This is a genomic window from Mariniflexile aquimaris, from assembly GCF_042676825.1.
GTDB classification, from domain to species: Bacteria; Bacteroidota; Bacteroidia; order Flavobacteriales; family Flavobacteriaceae; genus Mariniflexile; species Mariniflexile aquimaris.
Map to the genome: position 1 here is coordinate 39,820 of NZ_JBHTIB010000016.1, position 17,058 is coordinate 56,877.

11 protein-coding genes are annotated in these 17,058 nt (G+C 35.9%); all 11 read left to right on the plus strand.

Features of this window, described 5'->3' with window-relative positions:
- Positions 1 to 15 precede the first annotated feature (15 nt).
- The 11 genes from ACFQ0I_RS15415 to ACFQ0I_RS15465 all read left to right on the plus strand — a co-directional run bounded on the left by ACFQ0I_RS15415 (position 16) and on the right by ACFQ0I_RS15465 (position 17,024).
- Entirely contained in the window at positions 16 to 975 is a 960-nt protein-coding gene (locus tag ACFQ0I_RS15415; protein ID WP_379943804.1) for a PorP/SprF family type IX secretion system membrane protein, read from the plus strand.
- A 19-nt stretch (positions 976 to 994) separates the two neighbouring features.
- Positions 995 to 2,884, plus strand: a complete 1,890-nt coding sequence (locus ACFQ0I_RS15420; RefSeq protein WP_379943806.1) for an OmpA family protein — start codon at positions 995 to 997, stop codon at positions 2,882 to 2,884.
- Positions 2,885 to 3,045: 161 nt separating this feature from the next.
- On the plus strand, positions 3,046 to 4,068 hold the full coding sequence (gene ruvB / locus ACFQ0I_RS15425; RefSeq protein WP_379943808.1) for a Holliday junction branch migration DNA helicase RuvB: 1,023 nt from the start codon (positions 3,046 to 3,048) through the stop codon (positions 4,066 to 4,068).
- A gap of 90 nt (positions 4,069 to 4,158) precedes the next feature.
- Positions 4,159 to 4,470 carry a GIY-YIG nuclease family protein gene (locus ACFQ0I_RS15430; protein ID WP_379943810.1) on the plus strand — a complete coding sequence of 104 codons (312 nt, stop codon included), beginning with the start codon at positions 4,159 to 4,161 and terminating at the stop codon, positions 4,468 to 4,470.
- 147 nt (positions 4,471 to 4,617) lie between these two features.
- On the plus strand, positions 4,618 to 4,929 hold the full coding sequence (locus ACFQ0I_RS15435; RefSeq protein ID WP_379943812.1) for a GIY-YIG nuclease family protein: 312 nt from the start codon (positions 4,618 to 4,620) through the stop codon (positions 4,927 to 4,929).
- Positions 4,930 to 5,023: 94 nt separating this feature from the next.
- Positions 5,024 to 5,959 (plus strand): tRNA epoxyqueuosine(34) reductase QueG, encoded by a 936-nt coding sequence (gene queG / locus ACFQ0I_RS15440; RefSeq protein ID WP_379943814.1) that lies wholly within the window; start codon positions 5,024 to 5,026, stop codon positions 5,957 to 5,959.
- Between the two features lie 84 nt (positions 5,960 to 6,043).
- Positions 6,044 to 8,341 (plus strand): NADP-dependent malic enzyme, encoded by a 2,298-nt coding sequence (locus tag ACFQ0I_RS15445; protein WP_379943816.1) that lies wholly within the window; start codon positions 6,044 to 6,046, stop codon positions 8,339 to 8,341.
- A 51-nt stretch (positions 8,342 to 8,392) separates the two neighbouring features.
- Positions 8,393 to 8,974, plus strand: coding sequence for a Holliday junction branch migration protein RuvA (ruvA, locus tag ACFQ0I_RS15450; protein WP_379943818.1), 582 nt, complete (start codon positions 8,393 to 8,395; stop codon positions 8,972 to 8,974).
- A gap of 6 nt (positions 8,975 to 8,980) precedes the next feature.
- Positions 8,981 to 16,207, plus strand: a complete 7,227-nt coding sequence (gene sov, locus ACFQ0I_RS15455; RefSeq protein WP_379943820.1) for a T9SS outer membrane translocon Sov/SprA — start codon at positions 8,981 to 8,983, stop codon at positions 16,205 to 16,207.
- A gap of 69 nt (positions 16,208 to 16,276) precedes the next feature.
- Positions 16,277 to 16,657, plus strand: a complete 381-nt coding sequence (gene gcvH / locus ACFQ0I_RS15460) for a glycine cleavage system protein GcvH (protein ID WP_379943822.1) — start codon at positions 16,277 to 16,279, stop codon at positions 16,655 to 16,657.
- A 58-nt stretch (positions 16,658 to 16,715) separates the two neighbouring features.
- Entirely contained in the window at positions 16,716 to 17,024 is a 309-nt protein-coding gene (locus ACFQ0I_RS15465; RefSeq protein ID WP_379943824.1) for a VanZ family protein, read from the plus strand.
- Positions 17,025 to 17,058: the final 34 nt, after the last annotated feature.

The window sequence follows — 17,058 nt, forward strand, 5'->3', positions numbered from 1 at the left end:
CAAAATTTAGAAAACATGAAAAATTTAAATATATATCATAAAATAGCTGCCTTAGTAGGATTGACATTAATGTCTTTTCAAAGTTTCGCGCAGCAAGACCCTCAGTTTACGCAGTATATGTATAACATGAGCGTTATAAATCCAGCTTATGCCACTACAGAGGCAGCCATTTTAAATATGGGTGGATTATATAGAACACAATGGGTGGGAATGAAAGGAGCCCCAAAAACCGGAACCTTTTTTGCCCATACACCAATTAACGATAAAATTGAAGCGGGTATTTCGTTTACCAACGATAATATTGGCGATGTGGTTCAGGAAAATAACATCTATGCAGATTTTGCATATGTGTTACCAATGGGCTTAGATCGTGGTAATTTATCCTTCGGTATTAAAGCCGGATTCACATTCTTTAATGTAAATTTCGATGGCTTTAATCTGCAATCGGGTAGTGCATCAACCGATGTGGCTTTTAACGAAAACATTAATCAAACATTCCCGAATATAGGAATAGGAGCATTTTATTTCACAGATAAATATTATGTTGGGTTATCTGCTCCTAATATGTTGAATTCTAAGCATATTGAAACCGAAAATGGTGTGAAAGCAACAGGTGTTGAAAGCGTTCATTATTATTTAACGGGTGGTTATGTTTTCGATATCAATAGAGATCTAAAATTTAAACCGGCATTTATGGCGAAATCGGTTAAAGGAGCACCTTTAGCTTTAGATATTACGGCCAATGTTTTAATAAATGAAAAACTAGAAGCTGGTTTAGGCTACCGTTTAGACGATGCTATTAGCGGACTGGTAAGTTTTAGAGTGATGCCAGATTTAAAAATAGGCTATGCTTACGATTTTACTACCTCCAACCTCGGCGATTACAATTCAGGTTCTCACGAAATATTTATTTTGTTTGATATTGATTTATTCGGATTTAGAGGTGGCTACGATCGTTCACCAAGATTCTTCTAACCATAAAGACTAAAAAGAGATGAAAAAACATGTATACATACTTGCGAGCCTTTTATTAGTTAGTGGAATAGCACTAGCGCAAAAAGGAAACATAAAAAGAGCCAATAAGCTTTTCGAAATGAGGGCTTATATTGAAGCGGCCGAATTGTACGAAACAAAAGACCGTACCCAGGAAGTGCTTCAAAACTTGGCAGATAGTTATTACTACAATACCAATCTGCAAAAGGCCATTAAAACCTATAGAGAGTTGTTTGTTAATTATGGCGATTCTATAGATATAGAATTTCATTTTAGATTCGCACAAGCCTTAAAAGGTGTTAAAGATTATAAAGAAGCCGATGTTCATTTAAGCAGGTATTACAATAAGAGAATTAATACGCTTGATTTTATTGAGAACACCGATAAAACGACGCCACACACTTTTAAGTTAGAGCAGATAGCTAATGAAGCTTCTACAAATAGTGATTTTGGTTTGTCTTTTTATGGTGATGATAAAGTAGCATTCGCTTCAACTAGAAATACCGAAAGTCCATCATACGCATGGAATAAATTGCCCTATCTAGATTTATATTCAGGGATACTTACACCCGATGGAAAACTAGAAAATGTAATGCCTTTTTCAGAAGAAATTAATACCGATTCTCACGAAAGTAATGCTGCATTTAGCAGAGATGGGAAAACCATGTATTTTAACAGAACCATTAATACACGTGCCAAAACCGAAGAAGAACGAATTGCACATGTTCAGATTTTTAAAGCAGAATTGGTAGATGGGAAATGGACTAATGTTAAAGAATTGCCATTTAATTCCTATCAATACAGTTGCGAACATCCGTCGATTAGTAAAGATGGAAAAACGTTATATTTTGCCAGCGATATGCCAGGAACTATTGGAGGTTTCGATATTTATAAAGTAGCCATTAACGACGACGGTACGTACGGAACGCCAGAAAATTTAGGGCCAAATGTGAACACCAAACACCGCGAGCAGTTTCCGTATATAAGCGATCTGGATGTGTTGTATTTTGCTTCCGATGGTCATTTAGGCTATGGTGGTTTAGATGTTTTTAGAAGCAATTTAGTAAACGGCACTTTTGATAAACCTGTAAATTTAGGAAGCACAATAAATAGTTGTATAGACGATTTTGCGTATACCATCAGAGAAAAAGACAACCAAGGATTTGTGTCTTCAAACCGAAGTGGATTCGATAGAATTTATGGTTTTGCCAGAGAAGAGAATATTTTAACCAAATATTTAGTAGCTGGTGTAGTGCAAGATAAGCATAGTAAAGCATTACTTCCTGGGTCGTTAGTAACCTTATTTGACGATGCTGGAAATGTAATTCAAGATTCTATTGTTGGAACAAAAGCCGATTATTTATTTAAAATTGAGCCAAACAAAAAGTATAAAATCAGAGGGACTCGTAAAGCTTACATTCCTCATGATGTAGAATTTTCAACCGATAGCAAAGGAAAAGTTCAGCATAATATTTACCTGATTCTAGAAGCGTTTGCCGATGCTGAAGAACGCGTTAAACAAAACGAAAAAGGCGACGTACAAGTAGAATTAGATAAAATCTATTTTGATTTCGATAAATCTAAAATTCGTCCGGATGCAGCAACTACCTTAAATGTGTTAGTCGATTTAATGAAAAAATATCCATCGATGGAGGTAGAAGTGTCTGCACATACAGATGCCAGAGGTAATGACCAGTATAATTTAGACCTGTCTAAACGTCGTGCAGCTTCAACGTTAGAGTATTTAGTAAGTAAAGGCATAGAAAGAAACCGATTGAAAAGTATTGGTTATGGAGAAATGCAACCACTTAACAAATGTGTAAAAGAAGGTATTTGTAGCGAAGAAGAATACGATATTAACCGTCGTTGCGAATTCACAATTTTAAATTAAGCCTCAAATTTAACCAACCAAATATTTTGATAAAGCCTTTCTTTAAATTAGAAAGGCTTTTTCTTTATATTTGCTTGAATAGATTTTTTTGTCATTCCCGCGTAGGCGGGAATCCAAAATTTAAAAAACAAATAAGATTCCTGCCTTCGGAGGAAGTTGCTATGAACGAAAACTTAGATCCAACAAACGAAAACTTTTCACCTGAAGAATTAGATGTCGAAAAAAAGTTAAGACCTTTATCTTTCGATGATTTTACTGGTCAGGAGCAGGTATTGGAGAATCTTCAAATTTTTGTTCAGGCAGCTAATTTACGAAGCGAAGCCTTAGATCATACTTTGTTTCATGGCCCTCCAGGATTAGGAAAAACAACCTTGGCGCATATTTTGGCTAACGAATTAAATGTTGGAATTAAAATAACATCAGGTCCTGTGTTAGACAAACCGGGCGATTTAGCAGGATTGCTAACCAATCTGGAAGAACGCGATGTGTTGTTTATTGATGAAATACACAGACTCAGTCCTATTGTAGAAGAATATTTGTATTCGGCTATGGAGGATTACAGGATAGATATCATGATTGAGTCCGGACCAAATGCGCGTTCCGTTCAAATCAACTTAAATCCATTTACGCTTGTTGGTGCAACCACGCGTTCCGGATTATTAACCGCACCTATGCGAGCACGTTTTGGTATTCAGAGTAGGTTGCAATATTATAACACCGAATTATTAACTACCATATTACAACGAAGCGCGTCTATTTTAGATGTACCAATATCTATGGAAGCGGCTATAGAAGTGGCGGGAAGAAGCCGAGGCACACCGCGTATCGCCAATGCCTTATTGCGTCGCGTGCGCGATTTTGCTCAAATAAAGGGTAACGGAAGCATCGATATAAAAATAGCGAAATACGCACTAGAAGCCTTAAATGTAGATGCCCATGGATTGGATGAAATGGATAACAAAATTCTATCCACCATTATCGAAAAATTTAAAGGTGGTCCTGTTGGTATTTCTACAATCGCTACTGCAGTAAGCGAAAGCACCGAAACTATTGAAGAAGTGTACGAACCTTTTTTAATTCAGCAAGGATTTATTATGCGTACACCACGCGGGCGTGAAGTAACCGAATTAGCTTATAAACATTTAGGTAAAATAAAAGGGCCTATTCAAGGCGGGTTGTTTTAAATTTAATGTCAGGCTGAGCGCAGTCGAAGCCTCAAAAAAGTTTTTATTGTTGTCAGGCTGAGCGCAGTCGAAGCCCTTAAATAGTATTGAATGTATTTTTACTTCGTATATATTCTAAAATGTTCTGATGGTTCCTACTATACTGGAATAACAAATGATATACAAAAACGATTTGTTGAACATCAAACAGGATACAGTAAAGATTCATATACCTATAAGCGAAGACCATTATCTTTAGAATTTTATCAAGAATTTAATGATGTGCTTCAAGCTATATTTTTCGAAAAGAAAATAAAAGGTTGGACCAGAGCCAAAAAGCTTACTTTAATTAATGGCGATTTTGATATGCTGCAAATTCTTTCAGAATGTAGAAATGCAACCCATTATAAATATAAAGATTAAGATAAATTAGCACTTCGACTGCGCTCAGTGTGACATTAAGGTTAGTTATAAATCGAAACAAGATGTCAGGCTGAGCGCAGTCGAAGCCTCAAAAAAGTTTTTATTGTTGTCAGGCTGAGCGCAGTCGAAGCCCTTAAATAGTATTGAATGTTTTTTTACTTTGTATATATTCTAAAATGTTTCGATGGTTCCTACTATACTGGAATAACAAATGATATACAAAAACGATTTGTTGAACATCAAACAGGATACAGTAAAGATTCATATACCTATAAGCGAAGACCATTATCTTTAGAATTTTATCAAGAATTTAATGATGTGCTTCAAGCTATATTTTTCGAAAAGAAAATAAAAGGTTGGAATAGAGCCAAAAAGCTTACTTTAATTAATGGCGATTTTGATATGCTGCAAATTCTTTCAGAATGTAGAAATGCAACCCATTATAAGTATAAAGATTAAGTTAAATTAGCACTTCGACTGCGCTCAGTGTGACAACATGTAAAGTTAAAAATTGAAACAAGATGTCAGGCTGAGCGCAGTCGAAGCCCGTATTATGAATAAAACACCTAATTATACCAAGTTAATTAAAGATGAAGCCAAACGCCTCGGTTTTTTGTCTTGTGGTATAAGCAAAGCTCAATTTTTAGACGAAGAAGCACCAAGATTAGAAAAATGGTTGAACAACAACATGCACGGGCAAATGCAGTACATGGAAAACCATTTTGATAAACGTTTAGACCCTACAAAATTGGTTGACGGTTCAAAATCTGTTATTTCATTATTATTAAATTATTTTCCGGAAGAAACTCAAAACCAAAACAGCTTTAAAATCTCAAAATACGCTTACGGAACCGATTATCATTTTGTTATAAAAGATAAATTAAAATCACTTTTACATTTTATTCAAGAGGAAATAGGCGAAGTTCATGGTCGTGCGTTTGTAGATTCTGCACCCGTATTAGATAAAGCCTGGGCAGCAAAATCGGGGTTGGGGTGGATAGGAAAACACAGCAATTTGTTAACCCAGCAAGTCGGGTCGTTTTATTTTATTGCGGAATTAATTGTCGATTTAGAATTGGAATACGACTCCAGAACCACCGACCATTGTGGTTCGTGTACCGCGTGTATAGATGCCTGTCCAACCCAAGCAATCACCGAACCGTATGTGGTAGACGGTAGCAAGTGTATTTCCTATTTCACCATCGAATTAAAAGACAACATCCCCACAGAATTTAAAGGCAAGTTTGATGATTGGATGTTTGGTTGCGATGTCTGTCAAGATGTTTGTCCCTGGAATCGATTTTCGAAACCACATAATGAGCCTATATTCAATCCGCATCCCGAATTATTGTCCATGACCAAAAAAGATTGGGAAGAGATTACCGAAGATACCTTCAAAAAAGTGTTTCAAAAATCGGCAGTAAAACGCACTAAATTCGCAGGTTTAAAACGCAATATTGATTTTTTAAAGAAGCAATCATCTATCTAAAAAAGTAAAAGACTTTCCTTAAAAACTTTAGTGTTTTCTTTATCAGGATTACTATCTTTGTTCGTTAGTTAATAAAATATTTCCATGAGCGAAGAAAGTAAACGTAGAGAAGCCCTTATTTATCATGCTAAACCTACGCCAGGTAAAATAAAAGTAGTACCAACAAAAAAATACGCAACCCAAAGAGATTTATCTTTAGCCTATTCACCAGGTGTTGCAGAACCTTGTTTAGAGATTGAAAAAGACAAGAATAACGTCTATAAATATACAGCTAAAGGTAATTTGGTAGCCGTAATTTCTAATGGTACCGCGGTTTTAGGATTAGGAAATATTGGTCCTGAAGCGTCTAAACCCGTTATGGAAGGTAAAGGCTTGCTTTTTAAAATTTTTGCGGATATCGATGTGTTTGATATTGAAGTGGATACCGAAAATGTTGAAGAGTTTATTGCTACAGTAAAAAATATCGCCCCGACCTTCGGTGGAATTAATTTAGAAGACATCAAAGCTCCTGAAGCGTTCGAAATTGAAAGACGCTTAAAGGCAGAGCTCGATATACCAGTGATGCACGACGACCAGCATGGTACAGCCATCATTTCGGCAGCTGCTTTAATTAATGCGGTTGAAATTGCTAAAAAGAAAATTGAAGAAGTTAAAATTGTTATTAGTGGTGCCGGAGCTGCTGCTATTTCATGTTCGCGTTTATACCAGTCTTTCGGTGCAAAACGCGAGAACATGGTTATGCTGGATAGTAAAGGTGTAATACGAGACGACAGAGAAAATTTAACTCCCGAAAAGGCAGAATTCGCCACTCATAGAAAAATAGATACCTTAGTAGAAGCCATGAAAGATGCCGATGTATTTATCGGGCTATCTATGGCAAATATTGTTACCCCAGAAATGTTGTTGTCTATGGCAAAAACACCAATTGTGTTTGCTATGGCAAATCCAGACCCGGAGATTGAATACGATATTGCTGTGGCAACCCGTAAAGATATCATTATGGCAACGGGTAGAAGCGATCATCCTAACCAAGTAAACAATGTACTTGGGTTTCCATTTATTTTTAGAGGCGCTTTAGATGTTAGAGCTACAAAAATTAATGAGGAAATGAAAATGGCGGCGGTAAAAGCCTTAGCTAGATTAGCGAAAGAGTCTGTGCCAGAGCAGGTAAATATTGCTTACGGAGAAACGCGCTTAACATTTGGTAAAGATTATATTATTCCAAAACCTTTCGATCCAAGACTAATTGTTGAGGTTCCTCCAGCGGTTGCAAAAGCGGCTATGGATAGTGGTGTGGCAAAAGAACACATTACAGATTGGGAAAAATACAAAGATGAACTCAGAGAGCGATTAGGGTCTGACAATAAATTGATACGTTTATTATTCAACCGAGCTAAAACGAATCCTAAACGTGTTGTTTTTGCTGAAGCAGATCAATTGTCAGTAATAAAAGCAGCGCAAATAGTGTATGAGGAAGGTATTGCGATTCCTATTTTATTAGGACGATTAGAAACAATAAAACACCTAATGGCTGAAATTGAATTTGATGCCGATGTTCTTATAATCGATCCGAAAGAAGAATTAGAAAATAATCGCAAAAATAAATATGCCAAAGTATTCTGGGAACAACGTAAAAGACGCGGTGTAACCTTATATTCTGCGCAGCGATTAATGCGCGAACGAAATTATTTTGCTGCTATGATGGTAAGCGAAGGCGATGCAGATGCGGTAATTTCTGGGTATTCTAGAAGCTACCCTTCAGTGGTGAAGCCTATGCTCGAAGTTATAGGTATGGCTAAGGGCACACAAAGAGTGGCAACAACCAACGTCATGATGACCAAACGAGGTCCTTTATTTTTAAGCGACACCTCCATTAATATTAATCCAACATCAAAAGAGCTTACCAAGATTGCACAAATGACTTCTCAAATTGTGAAGATGTTTGGTTTAGATCCTGTAATGGCTATGATATCCTATTCTAATTTTGGGTCTTCTACTAACGAACATGCTACAAAGGTTCGTGAAGCAGTGGGCTATTTGCATCGTCATTTTCCAAACATGGTTGTAGATGGTGAATTACAAACAGATTTCGCTTTAAACGCAGCGTTATTGGAAGAAAAATTCCCGTTTTCAAAATTAGTAGGTAAAAAGGTGAATACTTTAATATTCCCAACCTTAGATGCTGCAAACATTACCTATAAATTACTAAAGGAATTAAACGAAGCAGTATCTATCGGACCAATCATGATGGGAATGCGTAAACCAGTGCATATTTTACAATTTGGAGCTAACGTAGATGAAATTGTTAATATGGCCGCCATTGCGGTTATTGATGCCCAACAAAAAGAAAAAGAGGAATTAGAAAAGGTAAAACCTAATTAAAAGGGTTGTAAATAATTTTATTACATTTGGTTAGTTAACGAATTGCTATAAATGATAACACATATTCAAGGGAAACTTGTAGAAAAAAATCCAACAGATGTTGTTATTGACTGTAACGGTGTGGGGTATTTACTTAACATTTCATTACATACCTATTCGCAAATACCAGAAGGAGAACATTTAAAATTATTCACGCATTTACAGGTTAAAGAAGATTCTCATACACTTTACGGGTTTTCGTCGTTAGCAGAACGCGAAATATTCAGATTATTAATTTCAGTGAGTGGTATTGGCGCCAGTATTGCGCGTACGATGCTTTCCTCTTTAACTCCAAAACAAGTTATAGAAGGAATTGCCGCTAGCGATGTGGCTTTAATTCAAGGCATAAAAGGCATTGGTGCCAAAACCGCCCAACGCGTTATCATCGATTTAAAAGATAAAGTCTTAAAGATTTATGATATTGATGAAGTTTCTGTTTCTAAAGGCAATACCAATAAAAATGAAGCGTTATCTGCTTTAGAAGTACTTGGATATTTAAGAAAACAGGCAGAACGGGTGGTAGATAAAATTATTGCGTCACAACCCGATGCCACTGTTGAAACTATAATTAAACAGGCTCTAAAAAATTTATAATAGATTTTGAATATAACTAACCGCCACTTTTCTAAATCAATTAAAAAATATTACGCGTTAATTGTTGTAGTTCTGTTTTCTGTTACCGCTTGGTCGCAGCAACCTACAGAGCAAGATTCTGTAAAAACAGGCTATGATTTAGGAAATATTAAAACGCCTAATCCCAATAATATTGAATCTAAATATACGTATGATGCAATAACAGATCGGTATATTTACACCGAGAAAATTGGAAGTTTTAATATAAATTATCCTGTAATTTTAACGCCAAAAGAGTATTATGCTCTAGTGGCAAAAGAAAGCGTAAAAGCCTATTATAAAGAAAAGATTGATGCTTTTGATGGAAAAAAAGGAAATGTAGACGATGCTCAAAAAAACTTACTACCCGAGTTTTATGTAAAGTCAGATTTTTTTGAGTCCATTTTTGGAAGTAATACTATTGAAGTCGTTCCGCAAGGTTCGGTTGAAATGGATTTAGGAGTACTGTTTTCTAAACAAGACAATCCGTCGTTTTCACCAAGAAACCGAAGTAATTTCACCTTCGATTTCGATCAACGAATCAGTTTAAGTTTACTAGGTAAAGTCGGAACACGTTTGCAGGTAACAGCTAATTACGACACCCAATCCACCTTCGATTTTCAGAACCTTATTAAATTAGAATACACACCCACCGAAGACGATATCATTCAAAAAATAGAGGTTGGTAATGTAAGTATGCCATTAAATAGTTCGTTAATTACCGGCGCACAAAGTTTATTTGGTGTAAAAGCCCAATTAAAATTTGGTAAAACAACGGTAACAGGTGTGTTTTCTGAGCAAAAATCGCAATCAAATTCAGTGGTTGCCCAGGGTGGCGGAACTTTAGAAGAATATGAATTATTTATTAGAGAATACGATGAAAATCGACATTTCTTCTTAGCGCAATATTTTAGAGATAAATATGATACAGCCTTAGCTACCTATCCTTATATTAATAATGGCGGTCTTCAAATAACACGACTCGAGGTTTGGATTACTAACCGAAGTAACAAAACCGATAATGTTAGAAACGTAGTGGCTCTACAAGATTTAGGAGAATCTAACCCCAACAAAGTGGGTTCTGCGGTAACCATTACAGCCTCTCCAACAGCATACCCAAGTAATAAAAATAATGCCTACGATCCTACTAATATTGGCGGTTCTGGTTCCCAAATTAACAGTGCCATTCGCGATATTGCAACGGTGCAATCTGGTATTGCGGTGTCTGGCGTTAAAGAAGGTTACGATTATGCGAAACTAGAAAATGCTCGCAAGTTAACGAGTGGCCAGGAGTATGTTTTAAATACGCAATTAGGATACATTTCATTAAATCAACGATTAAATAACGATGAGGTATTGGCCGTAGCGTTCCAGTATACCTTAGGCGGAAAAGTATATCAGGTAGGTGAATTTGCGAACGATGGCGTAGATGCAACAAGTGTAACTACCAACAGTTCTGGCGATGTCACATCTGTTGTAAATAGTAGTTTAATTGTAAAAATGTTAAAAAGTAGCATCACCAACGTAAATCAGCCTGTTTGGGATTTGATGATGAAAAACATTTACGACACGGGTGCTTATAATTTAAGTTCAGACGATTTTAAACTGAATATTTTTTACAACGAAGCATCGCCGTTAAACTATATAACTCCTGTTGGAACCACAGCATTTCCAACGCCTGGAACCAACGAAGACCCTTTAAATGAAACGCCTTTGTTACGTGTATTTAATTTAGATAAATTAAATATTAACAACGACCCGCAAACTAAAGGAGATGGTTTTTTTGATTTTGTTGACGGGATAACCGTTTTATCGCAAACCGGAAAAATTATTTTCCCAAGTGCTGAACCTTTTGGGGAATACCTTTTTAACAAATTAGCTCTTGGAGGAAGTGAAGATTACGATAATACGGCCACTTACAACGAAAACCAAGCAAAGTATGTTTACGATGTGCTTTATAAGCAAACTAAAACAAAAGCCTTGGAAGCCGTCGAAAAAAATAAATTCAAATTAAAAGGAAGTTATAAATCTAGTGGAAGCGATGGTATTTCTATTGGGTCTTTTAATGTGCCTCGAGGCTCTGTTCGTGTAACTGCAGGTGGTCGTGTGTTGGTTGAGGGGATTGATTATACCGTAGATTACCAGTTAGGAAAAGTTCAGATTTTAGACGAAGCTTTAAAAGCATCCGATACACCAATCGAAGTGTCCACCGAGAACAATTCCGTTTTTGGTCAGCAAACAAGACGTTTCACAGGAATAAACGTCGAGCATAAATTTAACGATAACTTTGTTATAGGCGGTACGCTTTTAAATTTAAACGAACGTCCAATAACCCAAAAAGCTAATTACGGCACAGAGCCCATCAATAATACTATTTTCGGATTTAATGGAAATTACGCCACCAAAGTGCCATTTTTAACACGATTGGCAAACGCCTTACCAAATATTGATACCGATGTAGAATCCAACTTATCGCTACGTGGTGAGTTTGCTTATTTAGCACCAGGGTCGCCATCGGGTACGAACCTTAATGGTGAATCGACCTCGTATGTCGATGATTTTGAAGGGTCTCAAAACGCCATCGATTTGAAATCGCAACTGTCGTGGTTTTTATCAAGCAGGCCATTAGATTTAACAGCCTCGCCTGGTGATGATAACAACGGCATTCAAAATGGTTATGGAAGAGCCATGTTAAACTGGTATAGTATCGATCCTATATTTTATACAAGTCAAAGACCAAGTGATGTATCCGATAACGATTTATCAAGTTTATATACCAGTCGCGTTTTTATAAAAGAGTTGTTTCCTGATACAGATTTGGTTCAAGGGCAAAACACGGTTTTAAGTACTCTAGACTTAGCATATTATCCAAATGAAAGAGGTCCTTATAATTTCGATCCTTCAACAAGTAATAATCTTATCAATAATCCAGCGAGTTCTTGGGCAGGTATCACACGTCAATTAACTTCAACCGATTTTGAACAACAAAACGTAGAGTATATCGAGTTTTGGTTACAAGATCCGTTTCAAGAAAACCCGTCAAACCCCGGAGGAAAATTAGTTTTTAACTTAGGTAATATTTCAGAAGATATTATAAAGGATGGAAGAAAAATGTACGAGAATGGATTACCGAAGGATGGTAATATCGACCTGCTTCCTGTAACTGCTTGGGGAAGTGTGGTGCCTCAAAACCAATCTTTAGTATATGCGTTCGACTCGACGGGAGATGAACGTACAAACCAAGATGTTGGATATGATGGTTATGATGATGAAGCTGAAATAGCTGCTTTTGGTTCTAATTTTGGTAGCGACCCATCAAGAGATAATTATAATTATTTTTTGAATACCAGTGGTGATATTTTTGAACGCTATAAAAATTATAATGGTGTAGAAGGTAATACCCCCGAAACCTTTACAGATACCAATAGAGGATCTAACACACAGCCCGATGTTGAGGATATTAATCGTGATAATACCATGAATACTATCGATAGTTATTACGAATACGAGCTGCCAATTACCAGACAAAATTTACCACTTACAGAATCAGATTTTAATAATCTTTCGGTTTCAAGCAATCCATTAAAAGAATATATAGTCGACTTTAAATCGCAAACACGAACCCTAACCAATGGGCAAACTCCAGAAGTTAGATGGTATTTGTTTAGAATCCCTTTAGAAGGTAGTCTTGCAAAATCTGTTGGTGGTATTAGCGATTTGCGTTCCGTACGTTTTACACGTTTATACCTTAAAGAATTTTCAGAACCAACAGTATTTCGCTTCGGAACTTTAGATTTAGTGCGAAGTGATTGGAGACGTTATACCCAAACGCTTCAAGCAGATAAAGACGACCCGTCGGATGATGCTACAGAGTTTTCGGTAGGTGTAATTGGTACTTTAGATAATGAAGGTAGTTATGAAATGCCACCAGGAATAGAATCTGAACAATTGTTTAACAACAATACCGTAGTTGAACAAAACGAACAATCGTTAGTAGTAAATGTTTGTGGTTTAGAATCTCAAGATTCTCGCGGTGTTTATAAAAACATAGATTTAGATATGCGTCAGTTTAAACGCATGCGCATGTTTATGCATCTTCAGGAAGAAGATACAGGAATTCCAAGTGGCAATACAGTGGTTGGATTTATTCGTATGGGTAATGATTTAACCGAAAATTATTATCAAATAGAAATTCCACTAAAGGTATCCGAATCTACTACCAGCCTCGGATTATGGCCTGAAGAAAATGAAGTTAATTTACCTATTGAGATATTAGGAAAAATTAAAGCTTTAGAGATAGCCAACCCAACCCTGTCTACCGAAAAGCAAAAGTTTTACGATGTAATAGATGGTGTGTTAGTTGATACGCCTGTTGATGAGTTTTCTACTTATACCATAGGTCAACACCGCGTTACTATAAAAGGAAATCCTAATTATGGGGATATTAGAACCTTAATGGTTGGGGTGAAAAATGGTATCGCCAGCGGCGCTAATGATGCGCCACCGGTAGCATCTCCCGTTTGTGCAGAAGTGTGGTTTAACGAATTACGATTATCTGATATGGATAACGAAGGTGGTTGGGCTGCAGTGGTGAGTTTAGATACTAATATTGCCGACTTTATGACAATTAGTGCCACCGGAAGACAAAGTACTTCTGGCTTTGGTAGTATCGAGCAAGGTCCGAGCCAACGTAGTTTGGAAGATGTAAAACAATACGATGTAGTAACCAATATTAACGTGGGGCAGTTATTGCCAAAAAAATGGGGCATTCAAGTGCCATTTAATTATGGGCAAAGTGAAGAGTTGATTACCCCAAAATATGATGCGTACTATAGCGATTTAACCTTAGCATCTCGTTTATCAGCTGCCACTACAGAGGCGGAGCGCGAAACAATAAAAGAACAATCAGAAGATTATACCAAGCGCCAGAGCATCAATTTTATAGGTGTAAGGAAAACTAGAACTACCGATGCGAAACCGCGTTTTTACGATGTTGAGAATGTAACACTCAATTACTCCTATAATAAAGTAGAACATCGAGATTTTGAAATTGAAGATGCTGTAAATAAAACGGTTAATGTGGGCGCCAATTATGCCTTCAATTTCAACCCTATAAAAGTTGAACCTTTTAAAAAGAACGATTCGTTATTTACAGGAAATTACTGGAAACTATTAAAAGATTTCAACTTAAATTTATTACCAGCTAGTTTTACCGTTAATTCCAATATTAACAGGCAATTTAATAGGCAAAAATTTAGAGAGGTAGATTTAACAGGAGGAAATATTGGAATTGAAGAATTATTTAGTCGAAATTACACGTTCGATTTTCAATATACCATTAATTACAAGCTAACAGAATCTTTAAGTTTTAATTTTACGGCGTCTAATAATAATATTGTTCGAAATTATTTTAAAGATAATATCATTAATGGCGAACAAGACGAAACACTCGATGTTTGGGATGGCTTTTTCGATTTTGGAGACCCTAATAGGCAAAATCAAAACTTAGGAATTACCTATCAGATACCTATAAATAAAATTCCAACTTTTAGTTTTATAAATGCTACTTATCAGTATAACGGAAATTTCCAATGGCAAAAAGGTTCCGATTTATATGGTGAACTCGAAATTGATGGAGAAACCTACGATTTAGGGAATACGGTTCAAAATGCCAATACCCATAATATCAATACCGCTCTAGATATGAACAGGTTCTACAAGTATATAGGTTTAGTAAAAAAGCCACTTACTAGAGTAAGAACCAGACAAGCTACTCCAGGTGGTCCTCCAGGACAAAACCAAAACAGAACCAATCAGCCGCAAGTTAAGAACCAATCCGTTACCAAATTGTTAAATGCAGGGGTAGATATTTTAACAAGTATTAAACGAATTCAGCTTAATTATTCTGAGAACAATGGTATTTATTTACCAGGATATTTAGAAACTCCAGGATTTATTGGCACCTTAAAACCAACAACCGGATTTACTTTTGGAAGCCAAAACGATATTAGATATTTAGCGGCAGAGCGTGGTTGGTTAACCTTGTATCCAGATTTTAACGAGCAATATACAACTACAAACACAAAGCAATTGGATGTGTCTGCAAGTTTAGAACCTGTAAAAGATTTAAAAATTGATTTAGTAGGAAGTAGAACCTATTATGAAAATTATACCGAAAATTATAATGTTACTAACGGCGTTTATAATTCGCTAACCCCAAATACGTTTGGAAACTTTAATATTTCAACCGTTTTAATAAAAACGGCGTTTGGTAAAAGCGACGAAACAACCTCTGATGCGTTTAACGATTTTAGAGCAAATAGATTAATTGTGGCGCAACGATTGGCACAAGAAAAAGGAGTCGACCTAACTGATGTTGATGCCGATGGATTCCCTAAAGGTTTTGGGAAAAATAGTCAAGCGGTGTTATTACCAGCATTTTTAGCAGCCTATTCCGGGCAGGATGCAAGTAGTGTAAAAACTACTGCTTTTAGAGATGTGCCTATTCCAAACTGGGATTTAAAATACACAGGCTTCATGAAATTTGCTTGGTTTAAAAAGAATTTCAAGCGTTTTTCATTAACACATGGCTATCGTTCAACTTATACTATCAACCAGTTTCAATCTAATTTAGATTATGTAAAACCAGATTTTAGTGAGGTTTATGACGATCAACCTTCCGAGGTATTAAATCAATCTGGTAATTATAAAAACGAAACACTGTTTAGTAATATCAACTTAACAGAAATGTTTAGTCCGTTAGTTCGTATAGATTTTGAAATGAAGAATTCGGTAAAAATATTAACCGAAATTAAAAAAGACCGTTTACTGTCGCTTAGTTTTGATAATAATTTAGTGACCGAAGTTCAAGGAATGGAGTATGTTTTAGGCTTAGGATATCGCATTAAAGATTTACGAATAAACTCTAATTTGGCTGGACCAAGCAAGCGTATTGTAAGCGATTTAAACATGAAGGCTGATATATCGATGCGAGATAATAAAACAATTATTAGGTATCTCGACTTAGAAAACAATCAGGTAACCTCGGGGCAAACTATTTGGGCGTTAAAATATTCGGCCGATTATGCATTCAGCAAAAACCTGACAGGTATCTTTTATTTTGATTATTCGTTCTCTAAATATGCGATATCTACGGCATTTCCGCAAACAACCATACGTTCAGGATTTACCATCCGATATAATTTTGGTAATTAACAAATAATATATTTGAATTTAAAGTTTGAATAAATACATTTGTTGAATAATAGAATTTAAAATAAAAAAATGAGTATTCCAGCAGAATTAAAATATACAAAAGACCACGAGTGGATTAGTATTGACGGCGATATAGCAACAATAGGTATTACGCATTTCGCACAAAGCGAATTGGGCGATATTGTATATGTTGAAGTAGAAACCGTTGACGAAACCCTTGAAGCAGAAGCTGTTTTTGGAACCGTTGAAGCCGTAAAAACAGTATCGGACTTATTTTTACCGTTATCGGGTGAAATTATAGAATTTAACGAAGCTTTAGAAGATGAACCAGAATTGGTAAATTCAGATCCTTACGGTGCTGGTTGGATGATAAAATTAAAAATATCAGATACATCAGAAATCGATAATCTGTTATCTGCTGAAGCTTATAAAGCGCTAATAGGTGCTTAAGAAACAGGTATTATTAATAAGCATCCTTTATACAGCAGCATTAACAGCGGCTTGTTTAATGAGGCTTAATAATTTGCCAACTATAAAAGTTTCCTCCGGAGACAAAATATTTCATTTTTTAGCTTATGTGGTTTTAACTTTTTTATGGGTTAACACCTTTATTTATAAGTTTAAATGGAAAAAAGAAACTGCAATAATTTACGGAGCCGCGATTTGTATTGTCTTTGGTATAATTATTGAGGTATTACAGGGAAGTGTAACATCATATAGATCGTCTGATATTTATGATGTATTAGCAAATATGAGTGGAGTGATTGTTATGGTTATAATTTTTGCATTAAAAAAAAATAGAACCATTAAAAAATAATAAACACTTGCTTATTTGACAAATAAATAGTTAT

Excerpts from the sequence above, each read along its gene's own strand:
- queG (WP_379943814.1), top strand. The coding sequence starts at position 5,024 with ATGAATAAAACACCTAATTATACCAAGTTAATTAAAGATGAAGCCAAA.
- ACFQ0I_RS15435 (WP_379943812.1), top strand. The coding sequence starts at position 4,618 with ATGTTTTTTTACTTTGTATATATTCTAAAATGTTTCGATGGTTCCTAC.
- ACFQ0I_RS15415 (WP_379943804.1), top strand. The coding sequence starts at position 16 with ATGAAAAATTTAAATATATATCATAAAATAGCTGCCTTAGTAGGATTG.
- ACFQ0I_RS15430 (WP_379943810.1), top strand. The coding sequence starts at position 4,159 with ATGTATTTTTACTTCGTATATATTCTAAAATGTTCTGATGGTTCCTAC.
- ruvA (WP_379943818.1), top strand. The coding sequence starts at position 8,393 with ATGATAACACATATTCAAGGGAAACTTGTAGAAAAAAATCCAACAGAT.
- ACFQ0I_RS15445 (WP_379943816.1), top strand. The coding sequence starts at position 6,044 with ATGAGCGAAGAAAGTAAACGTAGAGAAGCCCTTATTTATCATGCTAAA.
- ACFQ0I_RS15420 (WP_379943806.1), top strand. The coding sequence starts at position 995 with ATGAAAAAACATGTATACATACTTGCGAGCCTTTTATTAGTTAGTGGA.
- ACFQ0I_RS15465 (WP_379943824.1), top strand. The coding sequence starts at position 16,716 with ATGAGGCTTAATAATTTGCCAACTATAAAAGTTTCCTCCGGAGACAAA.
- gcvH (WP_379943822.1), top strand. The coding sequence starts at position 16,277 with ATGAGTATTCCAGCAGAATTAAAATATACAAAAGACCACGAGTGGATT.
- ruvB (WP_379943808.1), top strand. The coding sequence starts at position 3,046 with ATGAACGAAAACTTAGATCCAACAAACGAAAACTTTTCACCTGAAGAA.